Here is an 18434-nt window from a genome sequence, read left to right on the forward strand (position 1 = left end):
ATGTCGTCGCTCCCCCCGACCACTGACGTCGCGGCGGTCAATCCGCCTTCGCAGACGCAATTGCACGAGCCGCCCGCGACCGGACGCGGTCTCGCCATGACGGCGATTCTCCTTGCCGTCTCGCTCGCCAGTCTCGACACCGCCATCGCGAATACGGCCCTGCCACAGATGGCCATCGATCTGGATACCACGCCGTCGGCGTCCGTGTGGATCGTGAACGCCTACCAGCTCGCGATGGTGGCCACACTCCTGCCGTTTGCGTCGCTGGGCGAGCGCGTGGGTCACAAGCGCGTGTTCATGACCGGCGTGGCGGTCTTCCTCGTCGCCTCGCTGCTGTGCGCACTGTCGCCGACGCTCGGCTTTCTCGCGGGCGCGCGGGTGCTGCAGGGCGTTGGGGCCGCCGCAGTCATGAGTGTCAATATCGCTCTCATCCGCTTTCTGTATCCGGCGCATCAACTGGGGCGCGGCGTGGGACTCAATGCCCTCATCGTCGGCATCTCATTCGCCATCGGGCCGACGATTGCCTCGCTGGTGCTGGCGTTCGCGAGCTGGCCCTGGCTGTTCCTGATCAATGTGCCGACAGCGTTGCTGGCGCTCGCGTTCTCGCGGCGCAACCTGCCCGACACACCGCGCAGCGAACACAAGCCGGATATGGTGGCCGCGTTGCTCAACGTTGCGACGTTCGCGCTGCTGATCTTCGCGCTGAGCCAAAGCGCCCAACAGGCCGACTGGCGTCTCACGCTGGCATGCTTCGTGGGCGCGCTCGTCTTCGGATGGGCGCTCATTCGCCGCGAGCGCGGCCATCGGGCGCCGATGCTCCCGGTCGATCTGCTGCGCCTGCCCGCGTTTGCGCTGTCGACGGTGACGGCCATTTGTGCGTTCGCCACCCAAGGACTGGGGCTCGTCTCGCTGCCGTTCTATTTCGAGAACGTCTTGCATCGCAGTCCTATCGAGACCGGCTTCCTCATGACGCCCTGGCCGTTCTTCGTGGCGGCCGTTGCCCCGATTGCCGGCCGACTCTCTGACCGCTATCCGCCGGGCGCGCTGGGCGCGATCGGCCTGGCCATGCTCAGTGCGGGCATGGGTTTGCTCGCGATCATGCCCGAGCATGCGGCGCTTTGGGACATCGGCTGGCGCATGGCGTTGTGCGGGCTGGGTTTCGGCTTCTTCCAGTCGCCGAACCTGAAGGCATTCATGCACAGCGCGCCGCCCGAACGCAGCGGCGGCGCGAGTGGCATGGTCGGCACGTCGCGCCTGCTGGGACAGGCGACGGGCGCCGCGCTTGTCGCGCTGGCGCTCGGTCTGGCGGGTACCCACGGCTCGACATGGGCGTTGGCGTGGGGTGCGGCGTTCTCCGCGGCCGGTTGTCTGGCAAGCGGACTACGGCTGGTGGGCGGCAAGGACTGAAATCCGGCATAGTGCCCCCGCGTGACGTGCGTGTTCGAAGCCCCGCCTTGCGGGGCTTCGTCATTTCGTCACTTCGTCATTTCGGCGCTCCGGCAACCGGGGCGCTCGACGACGCGTCGGTTCGCCCTTGCATCCCGGCCAAAGTCGAGTACACTGAATACTGTACAAAAACACAGTACGCGAATCATTCCCGGGAGGACTACCCAATTGGAACGAACCGCAAAAGGCCTGTTCGACGTTCAGCTTGCCCCTCACCCCCTGAGTGGCGTGGCCGAAGCGACCGGCCTCGGCCGCATGTCGCTGGACAAGCGGTATCACGGCGATCTCGAAGCGACGAGCCAAGGCGAGATGCTCGCCTTTCGCAGCACCACGCCAGGGTCGGCCGGCTATGTCGCGATGGAAAGGGTTCAGGGCGCCTTGCACGGCCGCAGCGGGACCTTCGTGCTGCAACATAGCTCGACGATGACCCGAGGGGCGCCCGAACAATCGATCACCGTGGTCCCCGACTCCGGCACGGACGGGTTGTCCGGCCTGGCCGGGCGTCTGGTCATCGTCATCGCCGACGGCCAGCACTCGTACGAATTTCGCTACTCGCTGCCCGACGGTCAATGACCTGTCGGGCATCGTCCATCACCGGAGCACGCCAATGAGCCACCACGGCACGGATCGTCAGATCGACAACATCGAGTTCAGCGTCAGCGACATCGCCCGAAGCAAGGCGTTCTATGGAAGCGTGTTTGGTTGGACCTTTACGGACTACGGCCCAACGTACACGGAATTCAGCGACGGGCGGCTCACGGGCGGCTTTACGACCGGCGGCACCATCCGGCCAGGCGGGCCACTGGTGATTCTGTATGCCGACGACCTCGCGCAAACGCAGTGCCGTGTCGAAGCCGCCGGTGCCGCCGTTTGCGTGCCAGCCTTCGACTTCCCCGGCGGCCGTCGCTTTCACTTCACCGACCCCGACGGGTACGAACTCGCGGTGTGGTCGGCGGCGAAATGATCGCAGACGTTGCCACGCGTCGCCGTCCAAAGCTTGCGCGGTGCGGATGAGCGGCGAGCACGGGGTGCGCCGCCGGCGCTCCTCGCGTTCACGGCACCCACGGCACTTACTGCACTTACGGCACTTGGGGAAAGGGCACATCCTCGGAGAGTGGCCAGTACTGCCCCTGAAGGCGCTCACGCGCGAACGACGTGATGTCGGCGGTGCTCAGCCCCACGCTGTCGACGGAAATGATCTGCCTGGCCAACTGGCGGTAGTAGGCGCGAAAGTGATTCGCGCCCTTCAAGGCGATGAGGCGGTGGCGGCTCACGTCGAGCCCATGCATCGCGAAGGGCTCGACGTCGTAAATCTGCTCCGCGCGCGACGCGACGATAACGTCCACCCCATCGATCACGAGCCGGCACATCGCGCCCAGGTCGAAATGCACACCGGCGAACATCGCCCCTGGCCGGTTCACGAATTTGCCGTCCGTGATCGACTTGACATAGGCCTGAGCCTCGATGGGCCGCCCCTGATAGCGTCCCAGCTTCCCGCCGAGCGACACGGCAATCGTGGCGCCGACACCGGCGGCCTGCGCCTGTGCGACCACCTGTGCGTCGTTGATGGAGGCAAAACATGCCGTTCCCGGCTCGGGACGCGCCGACAACAGGGCGCGCAGCAGGTGCGTGCCGTCGCCCGGCGTACCGCCGCCGGGGTTATCCGCGTATTCGTTCACGACGATGGGCCCTGCTTCGGTGGCAAGCGCTGCCGCCACGCCTTCGGCGGGCGACGGGAAGGATGGCCGGAACGAGGCTCGATGACGCCAGATCCAGTCGGCCACCTCGTCGGCAAGGCGTTGCGCCAGCGCGGGATCGTCGTTCGTCGTGCAGATTACCGAGGGACATGGCGCAGCAATGTCGGCGTACGGAAAGCCGTGAAACCACGAACAGTCGACCACACCGTGCTGCGCCGCGAGCCTGGCACACAACGCGTTGACGAGCGCCGGGGTAAAACCCTCCTGCGTCGTGACGATGTACGGCAGCATCGGCAGGTAGCGCACGGCGGTGACAGGCTTGAGGCGACCATCGAGCATTTGCGCCAGCAACGCCACGGCCTCCACACCGCGATCGAAGAAATCGGTGTGCGGGTACAGCTTGCATGGCAGGGTGATGTCGCATGACAGACGCATGGCTTCCGTAAAGTTGCCGTGCAGGTCGTAGACGGCGGCAATCGGCACACTCGCGCCGACGAGATCGCGCACCGCGCTCGCCAGATCGCCCTCGATGTCCTCCACGCCATCCGCCACGCCGGCGCCGTGCAGCGCGAGCAGGACGCCGTCGACCGGGAGCTGCGCCCGAATGCCTTCGACGATCTCGCGCTTCATCGACGCGTAGGCGGCCGCGTCGATGGTGCCGGACGGCGTGGCCTGTCCCACGAAGGCGTAATCGAGCATCGCGCCCACGCGACGCGCGCCCTCGATGAATCCGCCCACCTGGTGATTGGCGTTGTCGAACACCTCGGCAACGCGCTGTCCCCAGTATTGCTCGAAAGCCGCCAGCGGCGTCAGGCCGGAGAATTCCGCGGCGTAGGTATTGGTTTCGTGGATGATGCCGGCCACCGCGAATCGCATGGGTGTGCGCTCCATTGTCGTAATCTCCTCAATGCTTCGGTCGCTGTTCAGCGATTGACGGTCTTCGGATCGAAGCTCAGCGCGATGACGGCGCTGATGAGCAGCGAGCCGGCAATCACGAAGATCGCGGGCGCCGTGCTGTGATAGGTATCTCGAATCCAGCCGATCAGGTAAGGGCTCACGAATCCGCCCAGGTTCGCCAGGCTGTTGATGGCTCCGATCGACGCGGCGGCCGTGGCACCACCGAGAAACGCCGTGGGCAACGTCCACATGATGGGCGAGAAGCTGATGATCCCCGCAGCGGCAATCGACAGCGAGATCACGGCCAGTGCCAGATGCTGACCGGCGAACACGCTGGCCGCCAGACCGAACGCGCCAACGAGCATGATGCCAGCCAGATGCCAGCGGCGCTCGCGGCGACGGTCCGAGCTTCGGCCGACCAGTACCATCGCCACCGCGGCGACACAATACGGAATCGCGCTCAACAGTCCCACCTGAAGCCCGCCGACCGCGCCGGCGTCCTTGATGAGCGTGGGCAGATAGAAGCCGAGCGTGTAGAGCGCCATCATCGCGGGAAAGGTCATCAGAATGATTTTCCCGATACGCGCGTCGCGCAGAATGTGCGACAGCGGCATGTGCGGGCGGCCCTTCTCGTCCTGCGCGATATCCCGGGCGATGAGCTCGCGTTGTTCGCTCGACAGCCACTTGGCGTCCTTCACGCGGTCGGTGAGGATGAGCAGAACGCCCACGGCCAGCGGCAGGGTCGGGAGCGCTTCGAGCACGAACACCCATTGCCAGCCGGCGTGGCCGCCGACCTGATGGAAGGTGTCCAGAATCCAGCCCGACAGCGGACTGCCCAGCAGACCGGCGACGGGAATGCCTGCCTGGAAGATCGCCGTCATCCTGGCGCGGCGATGATTGGGAAACCAGTACGTCAGGAAGAGAATGACGCCGGGATAGAAGCCCGCTTCGGCGACACCGAGCAGGAACCGCACGACGTAGAACTGCCATGGCGACGTGACGAACGCCATGATGCCGGAGAGCATGCCCCACGAAATCATGATCCGGGCGATCCACAGGCGTGCGCCGACCCGATGCATGATGAGATTGCTCGGCACCTCGAACAGCATGTAGCCGATGAAGAAAAGCCCTGCGCCCAGACCGTAGGCCGCCTCGCTGAATTGCAGATCGGCGAGCATGTTGAGCTTTGCGATGCCGATGTTGACGCGGTCGAGATACGCCACCACGTAACAAAGCATCAGGAACGGAATGAATCGCAGCGCGACCTTCCGGTAAGTGGCGTCTTCAAATGCCAAACGGTCGGTGCGTGTGCCGACGGCGGATGACAACGTGACCTGAGGTTCCATGTGTCTGATTCCTGCTGCGAGTGAGTGGCTTCGATGCGTCAGGCAGCTTGCCCGGCGCGTTCAGGGTCGCGCGCCAGTGCGTCGGCGCGCTCGAGAAATTCCTTGAGGGCTTCCGGAGGCACCAGCGAGCCGCCCGTCGACCAGATCACGTGGGTGGCCTCGCGCATGTCGAGGTCGTGCATGCGCACGTACGCCTGCCCTTCGGGAGAATTGAGCAACCAGTCGGGCCCGCGCACGCCTGCGGCCGCCGACGGCTCGACCAGCACGTCGAGGGTATGCTTCAGCATGCGCAGGTTCAGGAAGAGCTCGTCGTCGGTCACGGTGAACACACCCGACAGTTGCGAGACCATGAGCGGAGCGACGAGGTGCGACGCTTCACCGACGGCCAGGCCGTCGGCATCGGTCTTGTTGTCCAGCCCGAAGTCGTAGACCGACACGGGCGAATCGCTTCGCGACGCCAACTGGACCAGCATGCACGGCGAAGCCACGGGTTCGGCGAAGAAGCAGTGAACGTGCGCCCCGAAGATCGCCTTCAGGCCGTACGTGATGCCGCCGGGCGCTCCCCCCACGCCACAGGGCAGATAGACGAAGAGCGGATGCCCGGCATCGACCGTGCGCCCCGCCGCCACGAGTTGCTCCGCGAGATGGCGGGCACTGGCCGCATAGCCGTGGAACAGCAGGGGCGACTGCTCGTCGTCCACGAAATGACTGCGCGGCGATGCCGAGGCTTGCGTGCGGCCGGCGGCAACCGCCTTTGCGTAGTCGCCCGCATGTTCGACGACACGCACCCCGCGCTGGCGCAGTCGCGCCTTCTTCCACGCCTTGGCGTCGTCCGACATGTGCACGACCGTGTCGAATCCGAGCGCGGCGGCCATCACCCCGATGCTCAGTCCAAGATTGCCTGTGCTGCCGACGGCGACCGTGTATTGCGCGAACAGGGCGCGGGCTTCGGGGGAACCGAGCACGCGGCGGTCGTCCTGCGCCGCAATCAAACCTTGTTCCAGCGCGATTCGCTCGGCAACGGCCAGCACCTCGTGAAACCCTCCCCTGGCCTTGATGGAGCCTGCAACGGGCAGCGCATCGTCGCGCTTGACGAACCATGCGCTCGCATCGTCGGCGTCACCGCGGACAACCGCGCGCTTCAGGGCATCCGCCGGCATCAAGGCCGACTCGATGTGTCCGTCGGTCCCGGCCAGTTCGGGAAACAGGTTGGCGAGCAGCGGAGCGAAGCGTTGCATCCGCGCCTGGGCGTCGAGAATCGCGTCCGTCGAGTCGCTGTTGGGCGCGAGCGGCTGCCCGAGGCGGTCATTGACCCAAAGCGTCGGCGTCTTGCCTTGAAGTCTGGCTAATAGGAGCTTTGGCAGATACGGGAGAGACATTGTTGGCATATTCCGAGAATTTCCTGATACTTCACGGAATGCTAGCGCTCTGGTTCGCGTAAAAATAGCGCTGGATTCTAATGAACGCATTAGCTGGACTAATACTTATGCAACTGGATGCATCGATGCTGGGCGCCCTGCGGTGCTTCGAGACTGCGGCCCGGCTGCTGAGCTTCACGCAGGCGGCACGCGCCCTGAACCTGACGCAAAGCGCGGTGAGTCAAAAGATTCGTTATCTGGAGGATCGCCTGGGTTACGTGTTGTTCGTTCGGCAGGCACGCAGTCTGAAGCTCACGGAGAACGGAGAGGCGCTGTTCGAGACGACGGCCCGTGCATTGGGCGACATCGAGGCCACGCTGCAACGGCTCGGCATCTCCAACGCGCCGCTGCAGGTCAGTTGCCTGCCCTCGTTCGCCTTGCAATGGCTGATGCCGCGGCTGACGGACTTTCATCGGCAGGAGCCCGACGTCTCGGTACGGCTGAAGGCGGAGTTTCAAAGCGTCGACCGACAGTCCATGCGCGCGGACGACATCGACGTTGCGGTACGCTACGACCCCACGCAATACGCGGAGGTCAAGGCCGACGTCCTTTTCGACGAGTACCTGGTCGCGGTGGCTACGCCGGCATATCTGGCGACGCACCCGGGCCTGGCGGACGGTTCGTCATTCGACGGCGTGGTCTTCCTTCACGACGCGTCGCCGTGGGACGGCGCGACCGAATTCATCGAATGGCGCACATGGATGGACGCGAACCGGCCCGGCAGTGCGCAGAACATCGACGGACCGCAGTTCAACCTGTCGAGCCTGGCGCTGGCTGCCGCGCTCAATCATCAGGGCGTTGCCATCGGACGCAGCGCGCTGGTGCACGATGACCTGCAAAGCCGCCGTCTCGTGCCGATCGGCAAGCCGGTCAGGTCGCCCGCGCGATATGTGCTGCTCTCGCGCGATCCCTTCGACCGGCGCACGACAATCTTCTGCGAGTGGATACAGCAGGAATGCCGGCGCTTCGACGGTGCACGGTTTGGCGCGCTGGGGTTGTAGCGTGTCCTGCCCTTTCACTCCACCGTCACCGACTTCGCCAGGTTTCTCGGTTTGTCGACGTCCGTGCCGCGGGCGACGGCGGCGTGATACGCGAGCAGTTGCATCGGAATGGTGTGCAGGATGGGGGATAACAGGCCGTAGTGTTCGTTCAGGCGAATCACATCGATTTCCGGCCCCGGCGACAGGCCGCAATCGCTGTCGGCGAAGACATAGAGCCGGCCGTTGCGCGCGCTGACTTCGTGCATGTTCGACTTGAGCTTTTCGAGCAGACGGTCGTTTGGCGCGACCGCGACCACCGGCATTTCGTCGCTCACCAACGCCAGCGGCCCATGCTTGAGCTCGCCGGCCGGATAGGCTTCGGCGTGGATGTACGAAATCTCCTTCATCTTCAGCGCCCCCTCCATCGCCACGGGATAATGCAGGCCGCGCCCGAGAAACAGAATGTCCTGCCGCCGCGTCAGTTGTTCGGCCCACGCCATGATCTGCGGCTCCAGCGCCAACACCTTGGCGATGGCATCGGGCAAATGTCGCAGCGCCTTCAGGTGTTGCTGCTCGTCTTCGTCCGACAGTCGCCCACGCGTCTGGGCGAGTGTGAGCGCCAGCAGAAACAGCGCAACCAACTGCGTCGTGAACGCTTTGGTCGACGCCACACCGATCTCCACGCCCGCCCGCGTGAAAAACGTCAGCGCACACTCCCTCGCAAGCGCACTCGTCGCGACATTGCAGATCGCCAGCGTGTGCCGCATGCCACGCTGCCTGGCCACGTGCATGGCGCCCAGCACGTCCGCCGTCTCGCCGCTCTGCGACACGGCCACCACGAGCGTGTTCGAATTCGGCACGCTGTCGCGGTAGCGATACTCGCTGGCGATTTCCACATTCACCGGCAGTTGCGCGAGACTCTCGATCCAGTACTTGGCCGTGAGCGCCGCGTGATAGCTCCCGCCACACGCGAGCAAAAGCACGGAATCGACCGCGTTGAACACCCGCCAGGCGTTGTCGCCGAACAACTCCGGCATGATCGCCGTCACGTCCTGCAACGTGTCGGCGACCGCACGCGGCTGTTCGAAAATCTCCTTCTGCATGTAATAACGGTAAGGCCCGAGATCCGCCGCACCACTGTGTGCCGCCACGCGATGCACCGGGCGTTGCACGCGCTGGCCCTCATCGTCGACCACCCAGAAGCGATGCAGCTGAACGTCGGCGACGTCGCCGTTCTCGAGATACACGATCTGGTCGGTCACATTGGCCAGCGCGATCGCATCGGACGCAATGAAGTTCTCGCCTTCGCCGGCGCCAAGCACCAGCGGCATGCCGTCACGTGCGCCAACGAGCCGATGCGGCTCGTCGCGGCAAATCACCGCAATCGCATAGCTGCCCTGCAATTGCGCCGTGGCCGCCCTCACCGCTTCGAACAGGTCGCCGTCGTACAAATGGTCGATCAAATGCGCAATGACCTCGCTGTCGGTCTGGCTGGCGAATCGATAACCATGGGCTTCGAGCTTGCCGCGCAACGCTTCATGGTTCTCGATGATGCCGTTGTGCGAGAGCGCAATGCGCGGCGTCCCGGCGTTCGGCGACACGTGCGGATGCGCGTTGTCCGTCACCGGCTTGCCATGCGTGGCCCAGCGCGTGTGAGCAATGCCCGTATACCCGGCCAGCCCCATGCGCGTGACTTCCTCCTGGAGATTCGCCACACGCTCGACGCTTCGCGCGCGTACCAACGCGCGATCCGAATACAACGCTACGCCGCACGAGTCATACCCGCGATACTCCAACCGCTTCAGCCCATCGACCAGCGTGGGGACCACGTCCCGTTGCGCAACTGCACCGATAATTCCGCACATTTCGCCTCTCCAGAAGATTCGTTTTCCGTCAGTGAAGCGATGGTAGAGTGCGACATGTGAAATTAATCATCGAAATAATTCAAAGAATGAAATTAAATTACACCTCAAATCACTGATGAAATTTAATTTCATTGAATAACGCCCCGGCGGAGATGGCATGCCCCCTATCAATCTGGACGATCTCGACCTGCGCATCCTCGGCGTACTGCAGGTGGACGCGTCGATTTCGAATCTCGAATTGTCCCGGCGTGTACACGCATCCGCGCCGACCTGTCTGCGACGCGTGCGCGCGCTTCGCGACGCTGGCGTCATTGCCCGCCAGATCGCGATCATCGATGCCGCGAAGCTCGGGCCGACCCTGAACGCGGTGGTGGAAGTGAGCCTCGACCGACAGACTGCGGAAGACTACGACGCCTTCGAGTCCTACATCTGCGAAGAGCCCGCCATCACACAGTGTTATCGGGTGTCGCCTGGGCCGGACTTCGTCCTGATCGCACAAGTGCGGGACATGGCCGAATACGACGATCTCGCGAGGCGGCTCTTCAAGAGCGCAGCGAACGTTCGCAACGTACGCACCTTCTTCTCGACACGGCTCGCAAAGTTTGAAGCGAATGCCCGAATTCCGCCCGTCCGCGCCGGGTGACGTGGAGGGCACACGCATGCCTGTCAGCCTTGACAGGTGCGCAATGGCGGCGGCTCGCCTAGATTGAAAGCGCTCAAATTCACGGCAAGGCCGAGGCGCATCATGGCGAACATCACGCAGGTCAGCCCAAGCCAGATCGATCGCGACGGGGGAACCTCCATCACCATCAATGGCACAGGGTTCTCGGAAGCAGTCCAGGTGTATTTCGTGGACAAGAACAACCGCAAGACCCCGGCCCGGAGCTTTGCCATCGTCGACGACGGCACGATCACCGCGGTCAGCCCGTCCCTGGCCGAGACGGGACGTGCCACGGCCAACGTGACACTGGGAGATTGCCTGGCATCGGCCAACAGGATTGACGGCGCCGTCCGGACACCCGAGCAGTTGCTGTACAACCTGCAATACGTCAACGATCTATACGCGCTTGGCTCCGGGGCCGGGTCGATGCGGTAGCGCGTCGCCCCGTCGCCCCGTCGCCTCGACGCATCGTCGCATCGACGCACTGCCGTGCCGCCGGATGCCGAGCCCCGAACTACGTCTATGTTCATTTGAACATTAGCCATCGTCATTTGAATGTCACCATCGGCTGTCAAAGTGACGCTCATTGCACACTCAATGCGCGACACAGGACCCACCCGATGGACCTCTCCGAGCGTCAGACCCGCATCGTTGCGCTATTTCGCCAGCATGGCGAAATGAGCGTCGATGCGCTCGCCGAGCATTTCGGCGTGGCCACGCAGACCATTCGCCGCGACGTGAACCTGTTGTGCGACGCCAACGTGTTGCGTCGCTATCATGGCGGTGCGCGCCTGCTCACGCCCGGGCCGAACCAGCCGTATGAAGTCCGCCGCGTGCGCAATCTCGAAGGCAAGCTCCGCATTGGCCAGGCAGCCGCCGAACGCATCCCCGACGGGGCGACCGTACTGCTCGGTATCGGCACCACGCCGGAGCAAGTCGCCGTCGCGCTCGTGCATCGCAAGCGGCTTTGCGTCATCACGAACAACCTGCGCGCGGCGCTTGTGCTGGCCGGCAACCCCAATCATCGCGTCATTGTTCCCGGTGGCGAGCTGCGCTCGCCCAACCCCGAGATTCTCGGCGACGAAGCCGACCGGCTGTTCCGCGCTTACCGGGCCGACGTCGGCGTGTACAGCGTGGGCGGCATCGACGACGACGGCACGCTGCTGGACTACGACCGGCTCGAAGCGGCCTCGCGCGAAGCGCTGCGCGAAGCCAGCCGCTATCGCATCCTGGTGGCCGACACGTACAAGTTCACGCGCAAGCCGAGCGTGCGCGGCGGACAACTCCGCGAACAGGATCTTGTCGTCACCGACGGGCCGTTGCCCGACGCGCTCCGTGCGCACTTGCATTCGGTCGACTCGCCATCCGTGCCTGAATGGCTCGTCGTCTGAAACGCGCTTGCCTTCCTTTCGCCCACCGCTTCCGGCCACTTTTCGTCCCGAGACTTCCGCCATGCCTGCCGCCCCCGTCACCGCCATGTCCCAATGCGTCCGCCGGCTTGCCCGTCCAATGGGCTGGCATCGCCTCGCCGCCACCAGTCTTGCCGCCTTGGCCTGTGCCGTTGGCACGTTGGCGTTGCCGGGCGCCTACGCCAGCCCGCTCATCGTCGCGCATCGCGGCGGCACCGGCGACACCCCCGAAAACACGGTGCAGGCGTTCGCCAACGCGTTGCACAACGGCGCGCAGGCGCTGTGGATGACGGTACAGGTCACGCGTGACGGCGTGCCGGTGATGTACCGCCCCGCCGATCTCTCCGCACTGACCGACGGGCGCGGCAAGCTCGCCGACCTCGACTACGCGCAGGTGCGCAAACTCAATGCGGGCTACGCGTTCGCTCGCAAGGCGGACGACGGTCGCACGATTTATCCCTACCGAGATCACCCCCTTCCGATCCCGACGCTGCGCGAAGCCCTCGCCGCCGTCCCCGAGAACGTGCCGATTCTGCTCGACATGAAGCAAGTGCCCGCCGCCCCGCTCGTCGAAGCCGTCATCGAGGTACTCGACGAAACCCACGCCTGGGCGCGCGTGCGGCTGTACTCGACCGAAGCCGACGCGACCGACCGCATGCGCGCGCGTCGCCCGCAGGCGCAACTGTTCGAATCGCGCGACGCCACGCGCAACCGACTCGTCGCCGCGGCACTCGCCGGCCAGTGTGCGACGCCGCCCGCGCCGGGCACATGGGTCGGCATCGAGCTGCACCGCCAGGTTGAAGTCGTGGAACGCTTCACGCTCGGCCAGGGGGTATCGAAGGTCGTGGCCAACTGGTGGACACCGGCGGCCGTACAGTGCTTCAAGTCGCGGGGCGACGTACACCTCGTTGCGTTCGGCGTGGAAACGCCGCAGGACTTCGAGAGCGCATCTCAACTCGGCTTCGACGCCGTCATGACCGACTCCCCGTCGCGCCTGCGCGCCGCACTCACCGCGCAAGGGCACGACGCCTCGAAATAATCGCCTGCACCGGCTGCCGCCACGCGCGCAGCCGCCTCCCCGAGGAAGGTTGGAAATCAATTCCCGGGAAAGCGCTTTCATTATTTTTAGCACTTCTAATTAAAAGGAAGCGACGCGCAACACTGGAACGCCAACGTGCGGCACCGGAGGATCGCATCGCCCGCTTCGTCTCACGCTCAGGAAAATTCACCATGACGTTTCGCCCCCGCACCGTCCTCGCCCACGCCGCCACCTTCGCCCTCGGGTGCAGCGCCGCCGTACTTGCCCATGCGCAGTCGAACATCGCGCTTTACGGGATCGTCGACGGCGGCATCGGGTATGCCAGCAACGTGGCTTCGGTCACCCGAGCCGGTGCCACCGGCCGTCCAGCCGTGCTCGTCGGCAGCTCGAACACTACCTTCCAGAACGGCACGTGGCAAGGCAGCCGCTGGGGTATTCGAGGTTCGGAGGATCTGGGCGCCGGACTGAAGGCGCTGTTCCGTCTCGAGAACGGTTTCAGCATCGCCAATGGCACGGCCAGCCAGGGCGGCGCGCTGTTCGGGCGTCATGCCTACGTCGGCCTCCAGGACAAGACTTACGGCACCATCACGCTGGGCCGACAGTACGACCCGTTGATCGACCTCGTCGGTTCGGTCGGCGGCACTGCACTGCTCTCCGGCGTGGCCGCCCATCCGGGCGACGTCGACAACCTCGACCACAGCTCGAGGGTCAACAGCGGCGTGAAATACCGCTCGCCGTCGTGGGGAGGCGTCACGCTCAGCGCCATGTATGGGTTCGGCAATCAGCCCGGTTCGATGAGTCGTCAGAACACCTGGGGCCTCGGCGCCCAATACGCCAACGGGCCGCTGGTGTGGGGGACGGCCTTCTCACACGCGAACAACGAAAAATCGGGCCCCGGCGATACCACGATCGGCAGTTGGGCGGGGTCATCCGACTCGGCATTCGCATCGTCGATCAACGCCGGTTATGCAAGCGCCAGGGCGCGCGACGTGATCGCCACCGCCATGACTTACCAGATCGGCGACACCACGCTGGGCGCGAACTACAGCCACACGGAATACTCGCCGGGCACCTTCTCGCGCTTCTCGCGCACGGCGAAGTTCGATACGGTCGGCGTTCTGGCGATGTACCGCGTCACCCCGCTGTTGCGCATCGGCGGCGGCTACAGCTTCACCAACGTCAACGCCCCGGCGACGAACGTCTCTGGCGCGAAATACCACCAGTTCAATCTGGCGGCGTTCTACAACTTGTCCAGGCGCACCGAACTGTACGCGCTGGCCGGTTACCAGAAGGCGTCCGGCAGCACGCTCGATGCCTACGGAAACGTGATCGACGCCACGGCGTCGGTGGGCGACGCGGCCAATGGCATGTCCTCCGCCACCAGCACCCAGACGATCGTGCGCATCGGGGTCAGCCACGTGTTCTGAGCGCCCTGCCCTCGGCCGGCCGCCCGACGCGCACACCGTCGGCACCCCGGCCGTTGCGCGGCTAGGCCGCCTGCGCGGGCAGCGGCGGCACGAGCGTCACTCTTGGCGGGGGCAGCATCGTCACGGCGTGCATCTGCGCGCGCAACCAGTCGCGCGGACTACTGCCCGTCTTTCGACGAAATGCACGGGCCAGCGCCGACGCACTGTCATAGCCGACCTCCTCGGCCACCCGGGCAATCGGCTGGCCGTCCCGCAGGCGCTTTTGCGCCAGACCGATGCGCCAGTCGAGCAAATAATCCGCCGGCGACTGGCCAACGACTTCGCGAAACTGCGCGGCGAAATTGGCTCGCGACATATTGGCGGCGCCGGCCAGCGACTCCACCGTCCACGGCTCGCCGGGCTGGTGGTGAATCACGTGCAGCGCACGGGCCAGACGTGGGTCGGCAAGCCCGGCCAGCATGCCGTGACTCACCATGCGCTGCTCCAGCACATGGCGCAACAGCTGGATCACCAGGAGTTCGAACAGGCGGTCCATCACGGCCAGGCGCCCGCACTGCGTACCGAAGGCTTCGGCAAACAGCCAATTGAGCGTAAGTTCCAGTGTCGAAACCGATTGCGTCGGCAGCACCAGATACTCCGGCAGCGCCGCCACGAGCGGATTGCGCGTGCCGCCGTCGAACGACAACGATCCGCACACCAACTCCGTGCGGTCACCCTCGCCCGAAAGCAGTTGGTGATGATTGCGCCGGGGAAAGAAGATCAGCGACGGCTGCGCGATCTCATGCCGGGAGCCGTCTTCGAGCACCAACGAAACCTCGCCCGAGCGAAGCAGGTGCAGATGGCCGCCGTCATGGGCGTCGATGCCATAGCTGGCGATGCCGCACAGGCCGCCGCTGTGAAACACACCGGCGCGAACGCCGAAATTCGAAATCAGGGTGGAGAGCCGATCCATGACGCACTCGAAACGAATAACCCGGTGCGCTGATTATGGGGGAATTGCCGAAGCCTTGCTCGGAACGCCTCTCACCCCTTCGATGAATGGCAAGGCGTCAGGCGCGGCTGTCGGCAACCGGTGCGCCCGTTCCGATTTCCGAGCGAACTTCCGCGCGCGAGCGCCCGGCCGACGCCCCTTGCTGGAGCAGCGACGGATACGTCTGCAATGATTGGTCAAGCTCGCCGGAGGCGCGTGCCACACGCAGGGCCTCACGCACCTGCGCGCGTGTCACGGTCATAGTCTGGGAGACGCCGGTCTGCGCGGCGTCAGCGGTCTGGGTGTCGGCAAAGGCAGGCGCGCCGGCCAGCGAAGCGGCGGCGATCAGGGCGGCGGCGAAGATGCGAGCGTTCATGATGTAACTCCTTTCTGTCGGCACAGGTGGCCGTGGGTCGGTTTCCGCTTGGCACCGCGCAAGAAAGCGTTCCGGTGCGATCGGGTACGACTCAAGATTACGAAAGGACGGCCGGAATTTCGCCGCAGCGCGTCTGCAAGATGCGACCAATCGTCCAGAAATCACGATAGTCATTGCCTGCCGCTATGACCACGATAGGGAGGATTGATGAGGGGTGAAAAAACTGGCGTGCCACGCGCACCCAAGGCGCCAACCGTACACGACGCCGGTCAAGCGTCGCCGGCGCGTTGCTTGACCTTGATCTGCGCGACGGGGATCGCCGCCGCGACCGCGTCGCCGAGCAGGCGGCGCAGCACGGTCGGCTTGCCGAGCAGGTCGGCCAGCGTGTAGCGATCGAGAACCTCGAAATAGGCGCGCAAGGCCTCGCCCAGCACGCCGCGCAGGTTGCACGCCGAGGTGATCACGCAGCCGTTATCGCCCTGGTGAAAGCATTCGACCAGGGCAAAGTCCGGCTCCATGGCGCGCACGACTTCCCCGAGGCCGATCCGCTCGGGCGGGCGTCCCAGTCGAATGCCGCCTGAACGGCCGCGCACGGTGTGCAGAAAACCCAGTTGCCCGAGCTTCTGCACGATCTTGACGAGGTGATTCTTGGGAATGTCGAACGCATCCGCCACCGATTGCACGTGCACGAGCTCGTCGGGATACACCGCGACGTACAGCAATGTGCGCAGACTGTAATCGGTATGGTCGGTTAGTCGCATTCGATCGAAAACGGCAAGAGAGAAGCGGACAGGATGTCCGGCCGCCCGCACGGTCCGGCACACAGGCGGCACAGCGGCGGCACAGCGGCGAAGCAGTTTAACATGGCCCTCAAATGCATCTTATGCCGACCAAAGGCGCAGCGCCACCCGAACTTTGCCGCATCGGGCGAGCCGCTTTCCAGCGGCTTCCCGGCCGTAGGGTGCCGCGCCTGCGGCTTACCCCTTGGCGGCGCCGGCCAGCGCCGCCCGGCGGGCACCGACCGTGCCGCGCGATGTCCACCGGCCGTGCACGACGAGCCACTCTCCCACGATGCCCCGGCGGAACAACAACACACACAGCACGAAGATGCAGCCGGTCACGACGCTCACCATCGTCCCCAATCCGGCGAACGCCTGCCAGCCGGTCGCCTGCGCAAGCCAGTTGCCGATATCGCCCAGCTTCGTCTCCAGCGACACGATCAGCAGCGCGCCCACGACGGGGCCGAAGCGCGTGCCCATGCCGCCGACGAGCGTCATCAGAATGACCGACCCCGAGAGCGACCAATGCACGTCGGAGAGCGTGGCGAAACCGAGCACGAGCGTCTTGAGCGACCCCGCCAGCCCCGCGATGGCAGCGGAGAGCACGAACGCGAGCAGTTTGAAGCGCGCGGCCTCATACCCCAGCGAGATCGCCCTGGGTTCGTTCTCGCGAATCGCCGCGAGCACCCGGCCGAAGGGCGAGGCGATCACACGCGAGATCAGCGCAAAAGTTGCCGCCACCACGGCAAGCACCACGTAATAGAGCGTGAGATCGTGGTCCAGCGAGAGCCCGAAGAGCGTCTGCCGGGGCACGCCCTGCAAGCCGTCTTCCCCACCGGTGAAAGGCGCCTGCAGACAGAAGAAGTAGAACATCTGCGCAAACGCGAGTGTGATCATGGCGAAGTAAATGCCCTGGCGCCGGATCGCGAACAGCCCGAAGACGAGCCCGAACAAGGCACCCGTGACCACACCGGTCAGCATGCCCGCGAGCGGCGACCAGGCAAGATCGCGCATGACGTAGCCCGCGAAGTACGCCGCGCCGCCGAAGAAGGCCGCGTGGCCGAACGAGAGCAGCCCCGTATAGCCGAGCACCAGATTGAGCGAGCAGGCAAACAGGGCGAAACACAGCACCTTCATCGCAAAGACGGGATAGACGCCGAGGGCCGGCAACGCAAGCAACAGCGCGAGCAGGGCGAAATCGAAACGGTATTGGCGCATCATCGACGACTCACTTGTTGGCATAACCACCGAACAGACCATGCGGACGTACGAGGAGTACGAGCGCCATGATCACGAACACGACCGTGGCCGAAGCCTCCGGGTACCAGAGCTTGGTCAGCCCCTCGAGCACGCCGAGCGCCAGGCCCGTGACGACCGAACCGGCGATCGACCCCATGCCGCCGATCACGACGATGGCGAAAACCGTCACGATCATCGGCTGGCCCATGATCGGCGAGACCTGCATGATCGGAGCGGCCAGCACGCCCGCGAACGCCGCCAGTGCCGCGCCGAAGGCGTACGTGAGCGTGACCATGAGCGGCACGTTCACACCGAATGTCTCGACCAGACGGGCATTCTCGGTGCCGGCGCGCAACAATGCGCCGACGCGAGTGCGCTCGATCACGAACCACGTCAGCGCGCAAGCGCAGAGCGACGCGACCACCACCCACGCCCGATAATTGGGCAGCACCATGAACGGCAGGCGGGTGGCCCCGGCCAGCAGCGCGGGGCCGTCGAACGACATGCCCGAAACGCCGTACGCCGAGCGGCCGAGCCCTTCGATGATCAGCGTGAGGCCCAGCGTGAGCAGCAGCCCGTACAAATGATCGAGCTTGTAGATGCGGCAGAGCAGCCCCCGCTCGATGGCCGCGCCCAGCACGCCGGCGGCCAGCGGCGCGAGCAACAGCATCGTCCAATAGTCGAGCCCGAGGTACTGGCCCCCCATCCACGCGATAAGCGCACCGATCATGAACAGCGCACCGTGCGCGAAATTGATGACGTTGAGCAGGCCGAAGATGACCGAAAGGCCCAGGCTCAGCACGGCATAGAAGCAACCGTTGACCAGCCCAAGCATCAGCTGGCCGAGCAGCGACGGCAAAGGAATATCGAAAGGATTCACGGCAT

18 protein-coding genes are annotated in these 18434 nt (G+C 65.0%); 9 read left to right on the forward strand and 9 right to left on the reverse strand.

Going from position 1 to position 18434, the window contains the following annotated elements; translation table 11 throughout:
* The 3 genes from LV28_RS40300 to LV28_RS40310 all read left to right on the forward strand — a co-directional run bounded on the left by LV28_RS40300 (nt 1) and on the right by LV28_RS40310 (nt 2410).
* Nucleotides 1-1407: an MFS transporter gene (locus tag LV28_RS40300; protein WP_023596839.1), complete on the forward strand. Its 1407-nt coding sequence runs from the start codon at nt 1-3 to the stop codon at nt 1405-1407.
* A 207-nt stretch (nt 1408-1614) separates the two neighbouring features.
* A complete protein-coding gene (locus tag LV28_RS40305) occupies nt 1615-2019 on the forward strand; it encodes a DUF3224 domain-containing protein (protein WP_025249410.1) in 405 nt (134 codons plus the stop codon).
* Nucleotides 2020-2053: 34 nt separating this feature from the next.
* Nucleotides 2054-2410: a VOC family protein gene (locus LV28_RS40310; RefSeq protein WP_025249411.1), complete on the forward strand. Its 357-nt coding sequence runs from the start codon at nt 2054-2056 to the stop codon at nt 2408-2410.
* A gap of 115 nt (nt 2411-2525) precedes the next feature.
* Here the strand turns inward: LV28_RS40310 and LV28_RS40315 are convergent, their stop codons facing one another.
* From LV28_RS40315 to dsdA, 3 genes are read right to left on the reverse strand one after another with little or no spacing between them, the layout of a single operon-like run.
* Nucleotides 2526-4034, reverse strand: coding sequence for a M81 family metallopeptidase (locus tag LV28_RS40315; protein ID WP_048806577.1), 1509 nt, complete (start codon nt 4032-4034; stop codon nt 2526-2528).
* Between the two features lie 32 nt (nt 4035-4066).
* Nucleotides 4067-5386 (reverse strand): MFS transporter, encoded by a 1320-nt coding sequence (locus tag LV28_RS40320; RefSeq protein ID WP_023873625.1) that lies wholly within the window; start codon nt 5384-5386, stop codon nt 4067-4069.
* A 38-nt stretch (nt 5387-5424) separates the two neighbouring features.
* Complete coding sequence (dsdA, locus tag LV28_RS40325; protein WP_048806576.1) at nt 5425-6774, reverse strand: D-serine ammonia-lyase; 1350 nt, start codon at nt 6772-6774, stop codon at nt 5425-5427.
* A 98-nt stretch (nt 6775-6872) separates the two neighbouring features.
* Between dsdA and LV28_RS40330 the strand changes: the two genes are divergently transcribed.
* Complete coding sequence (locus LV28_RS40330) at nt 6873-7805, forward strand: LysR substrate-binding domain-containing protein (protein WP_038620550.1); 933 nt, start codon at nt 6873-6875, stop codon at nt 7803-7805.
* 14 nt (nt 7806-7819) lie between these two features.
* On the opposite strand, the gene glmS is transcribed toward LV28_RS40330, so the two are convergent.
* Complete coding sequence (gene glmS / locus LV28_RS40335; RefSeq protein WP_038620547.1) at nt 7820-9649, reverse strand: glutamine--fructose-6-phosphate transaminase (isomerizing); 1830 nt, start codon at nt 9647-9649, stop codon at nt 7820-7822.
* Nucleotides 9650-9806: 157 nt separating this feature from the next.
* On the opposite strand from glmS, the gene LV28_RS40340 reads away from it, so the two are divergent.
* From LV28_RS40340 to LV28_RS40360, 5 genes are all read left to right on the forward strand, one after another.
* A complete protein-coding gene (locus LV28_RS40340; protein WP_023596847.1) occupies nt 9807-10292 on the forward strand; it encodes an Lrp/AsnC family transcriptional regulator in 486 nt (161 codons plus the stop codon).
* 102 nt (nt 10293-10394) lie between these two features.
* A complete protein-coding gene (locus LV28_RS40345; protein ID WP_023596848.1) occupies nt 10395-10745 on the forward strand; it encodes an IPT/TIG domain-containing protein in 351 nt (116 codons plus the stop codon).
* A gap of 185 nt (nt 10746-10930) precedes the next feature.
* Complete coding sequence (locus LV28_RS40350; protein WP_025249415.1) at nt 10931-11701, forward strand: DeoR/GlpR family DNA-binding transcription regulator; 771 nt, start codon at nt 10931-10933, stop codon at nt 11699-11701.
* 61 nt (nt 11702-11762) lie between these two features.
* A complete protein-coding gene (locus tag LV28_RS40355) occupies nt 11763-12758 on the forward strand; it encodes a glycerophosphodiester phosphodiesterase family protein (RefSeq protein ID WP_231113224.1) in 996 nt (331 codons plus the stop codon).
* Between the two features lie 191 nt (nt 12759-12949).
* A complete protein-coding gene (locus LV28_RS40360) occupies nt 12950-14185 on the forward strand; it encodes a porin (RefSeq protein WP_081326910.1) in 1236 nt (411 codons plus the stop codon).
* A gap of 61 nt (nt 14186-14246) precedes the next feature.
* Here the strand turns inward: LV28_RS40360 and LV28_RS40365 are convergent, their stop codons facing one another.
* The 5 genes from LV28_RS40365 to LV28_RS40385 form a co-directional block, all read right to left on the reverse strand.
* Nucleotides 14247-15137: an AraC family transcriptional regulator gene (locus LV28_RS40365; protein WP_063599117.1), complete on the reverse strand. Its 891-nt coding sequence runs from the start codon at nt 15135-15137 to the stop codon at nt 14247-14249.
* Between the two features lie 97 nt (nt 15138-15234).
* On the reverse strand, nt 15235-15531 hold the full coding sequence (locus tag LV28_RS49005; protein WP_038620543.1) for a DUF4148 domain-containing protein: 297 nt from the start codon (nt 15529-15531) through the stop codon (nt 15235-15237).
* Between the two features lie 269 nt (nt 15532-15800).
* Entirely contained in the window at nt 15801-16292 is a 492-nt protein-coding gene (locus LV28_RS40375) for an Rrf2 family transcriptional regulator (RefSeq protein ID WP_023596854.1), read from the reverse strand.
* Nucleotides 16293-16508: 216 nt separating this feature from the next.
* Nucleotides 16509-17531: a branched-chain amino acid ABC transporter permease gene (locus LV28_RS40380; protein WP_038620541.1), complete on the reverse strand. Its 1023-nt coding sequence runs from the start codon at nt 17529-17531 to the stop codon at nt 16509-16511.
* A 7-nt stretch (nt 17532-17538) separates the two neighbouring features.
* Nucleotides 17539-18429 (reverse strand): branched-chain amino acid ABC transporter permease, encoded by an 891-nt coding sequence (locus LV28_RS40385; protein WP_025249418.1) that lies wholly within the window; start codon nt 18427-18429, stop codon nt 17539-17541.
* Nucleotides 18430-18434 lie beyond the last annotated feature (5 nt).

The organism is Pandoraea pnomenusa (assembly GCF_000767615.3).
Lineage (GTDB): Bacteria > Pseudomonadota > Gammaproteobacteria > Burkholderiales > Burkholderiaceae > Pandoraea > Pandoraea pnomenusa.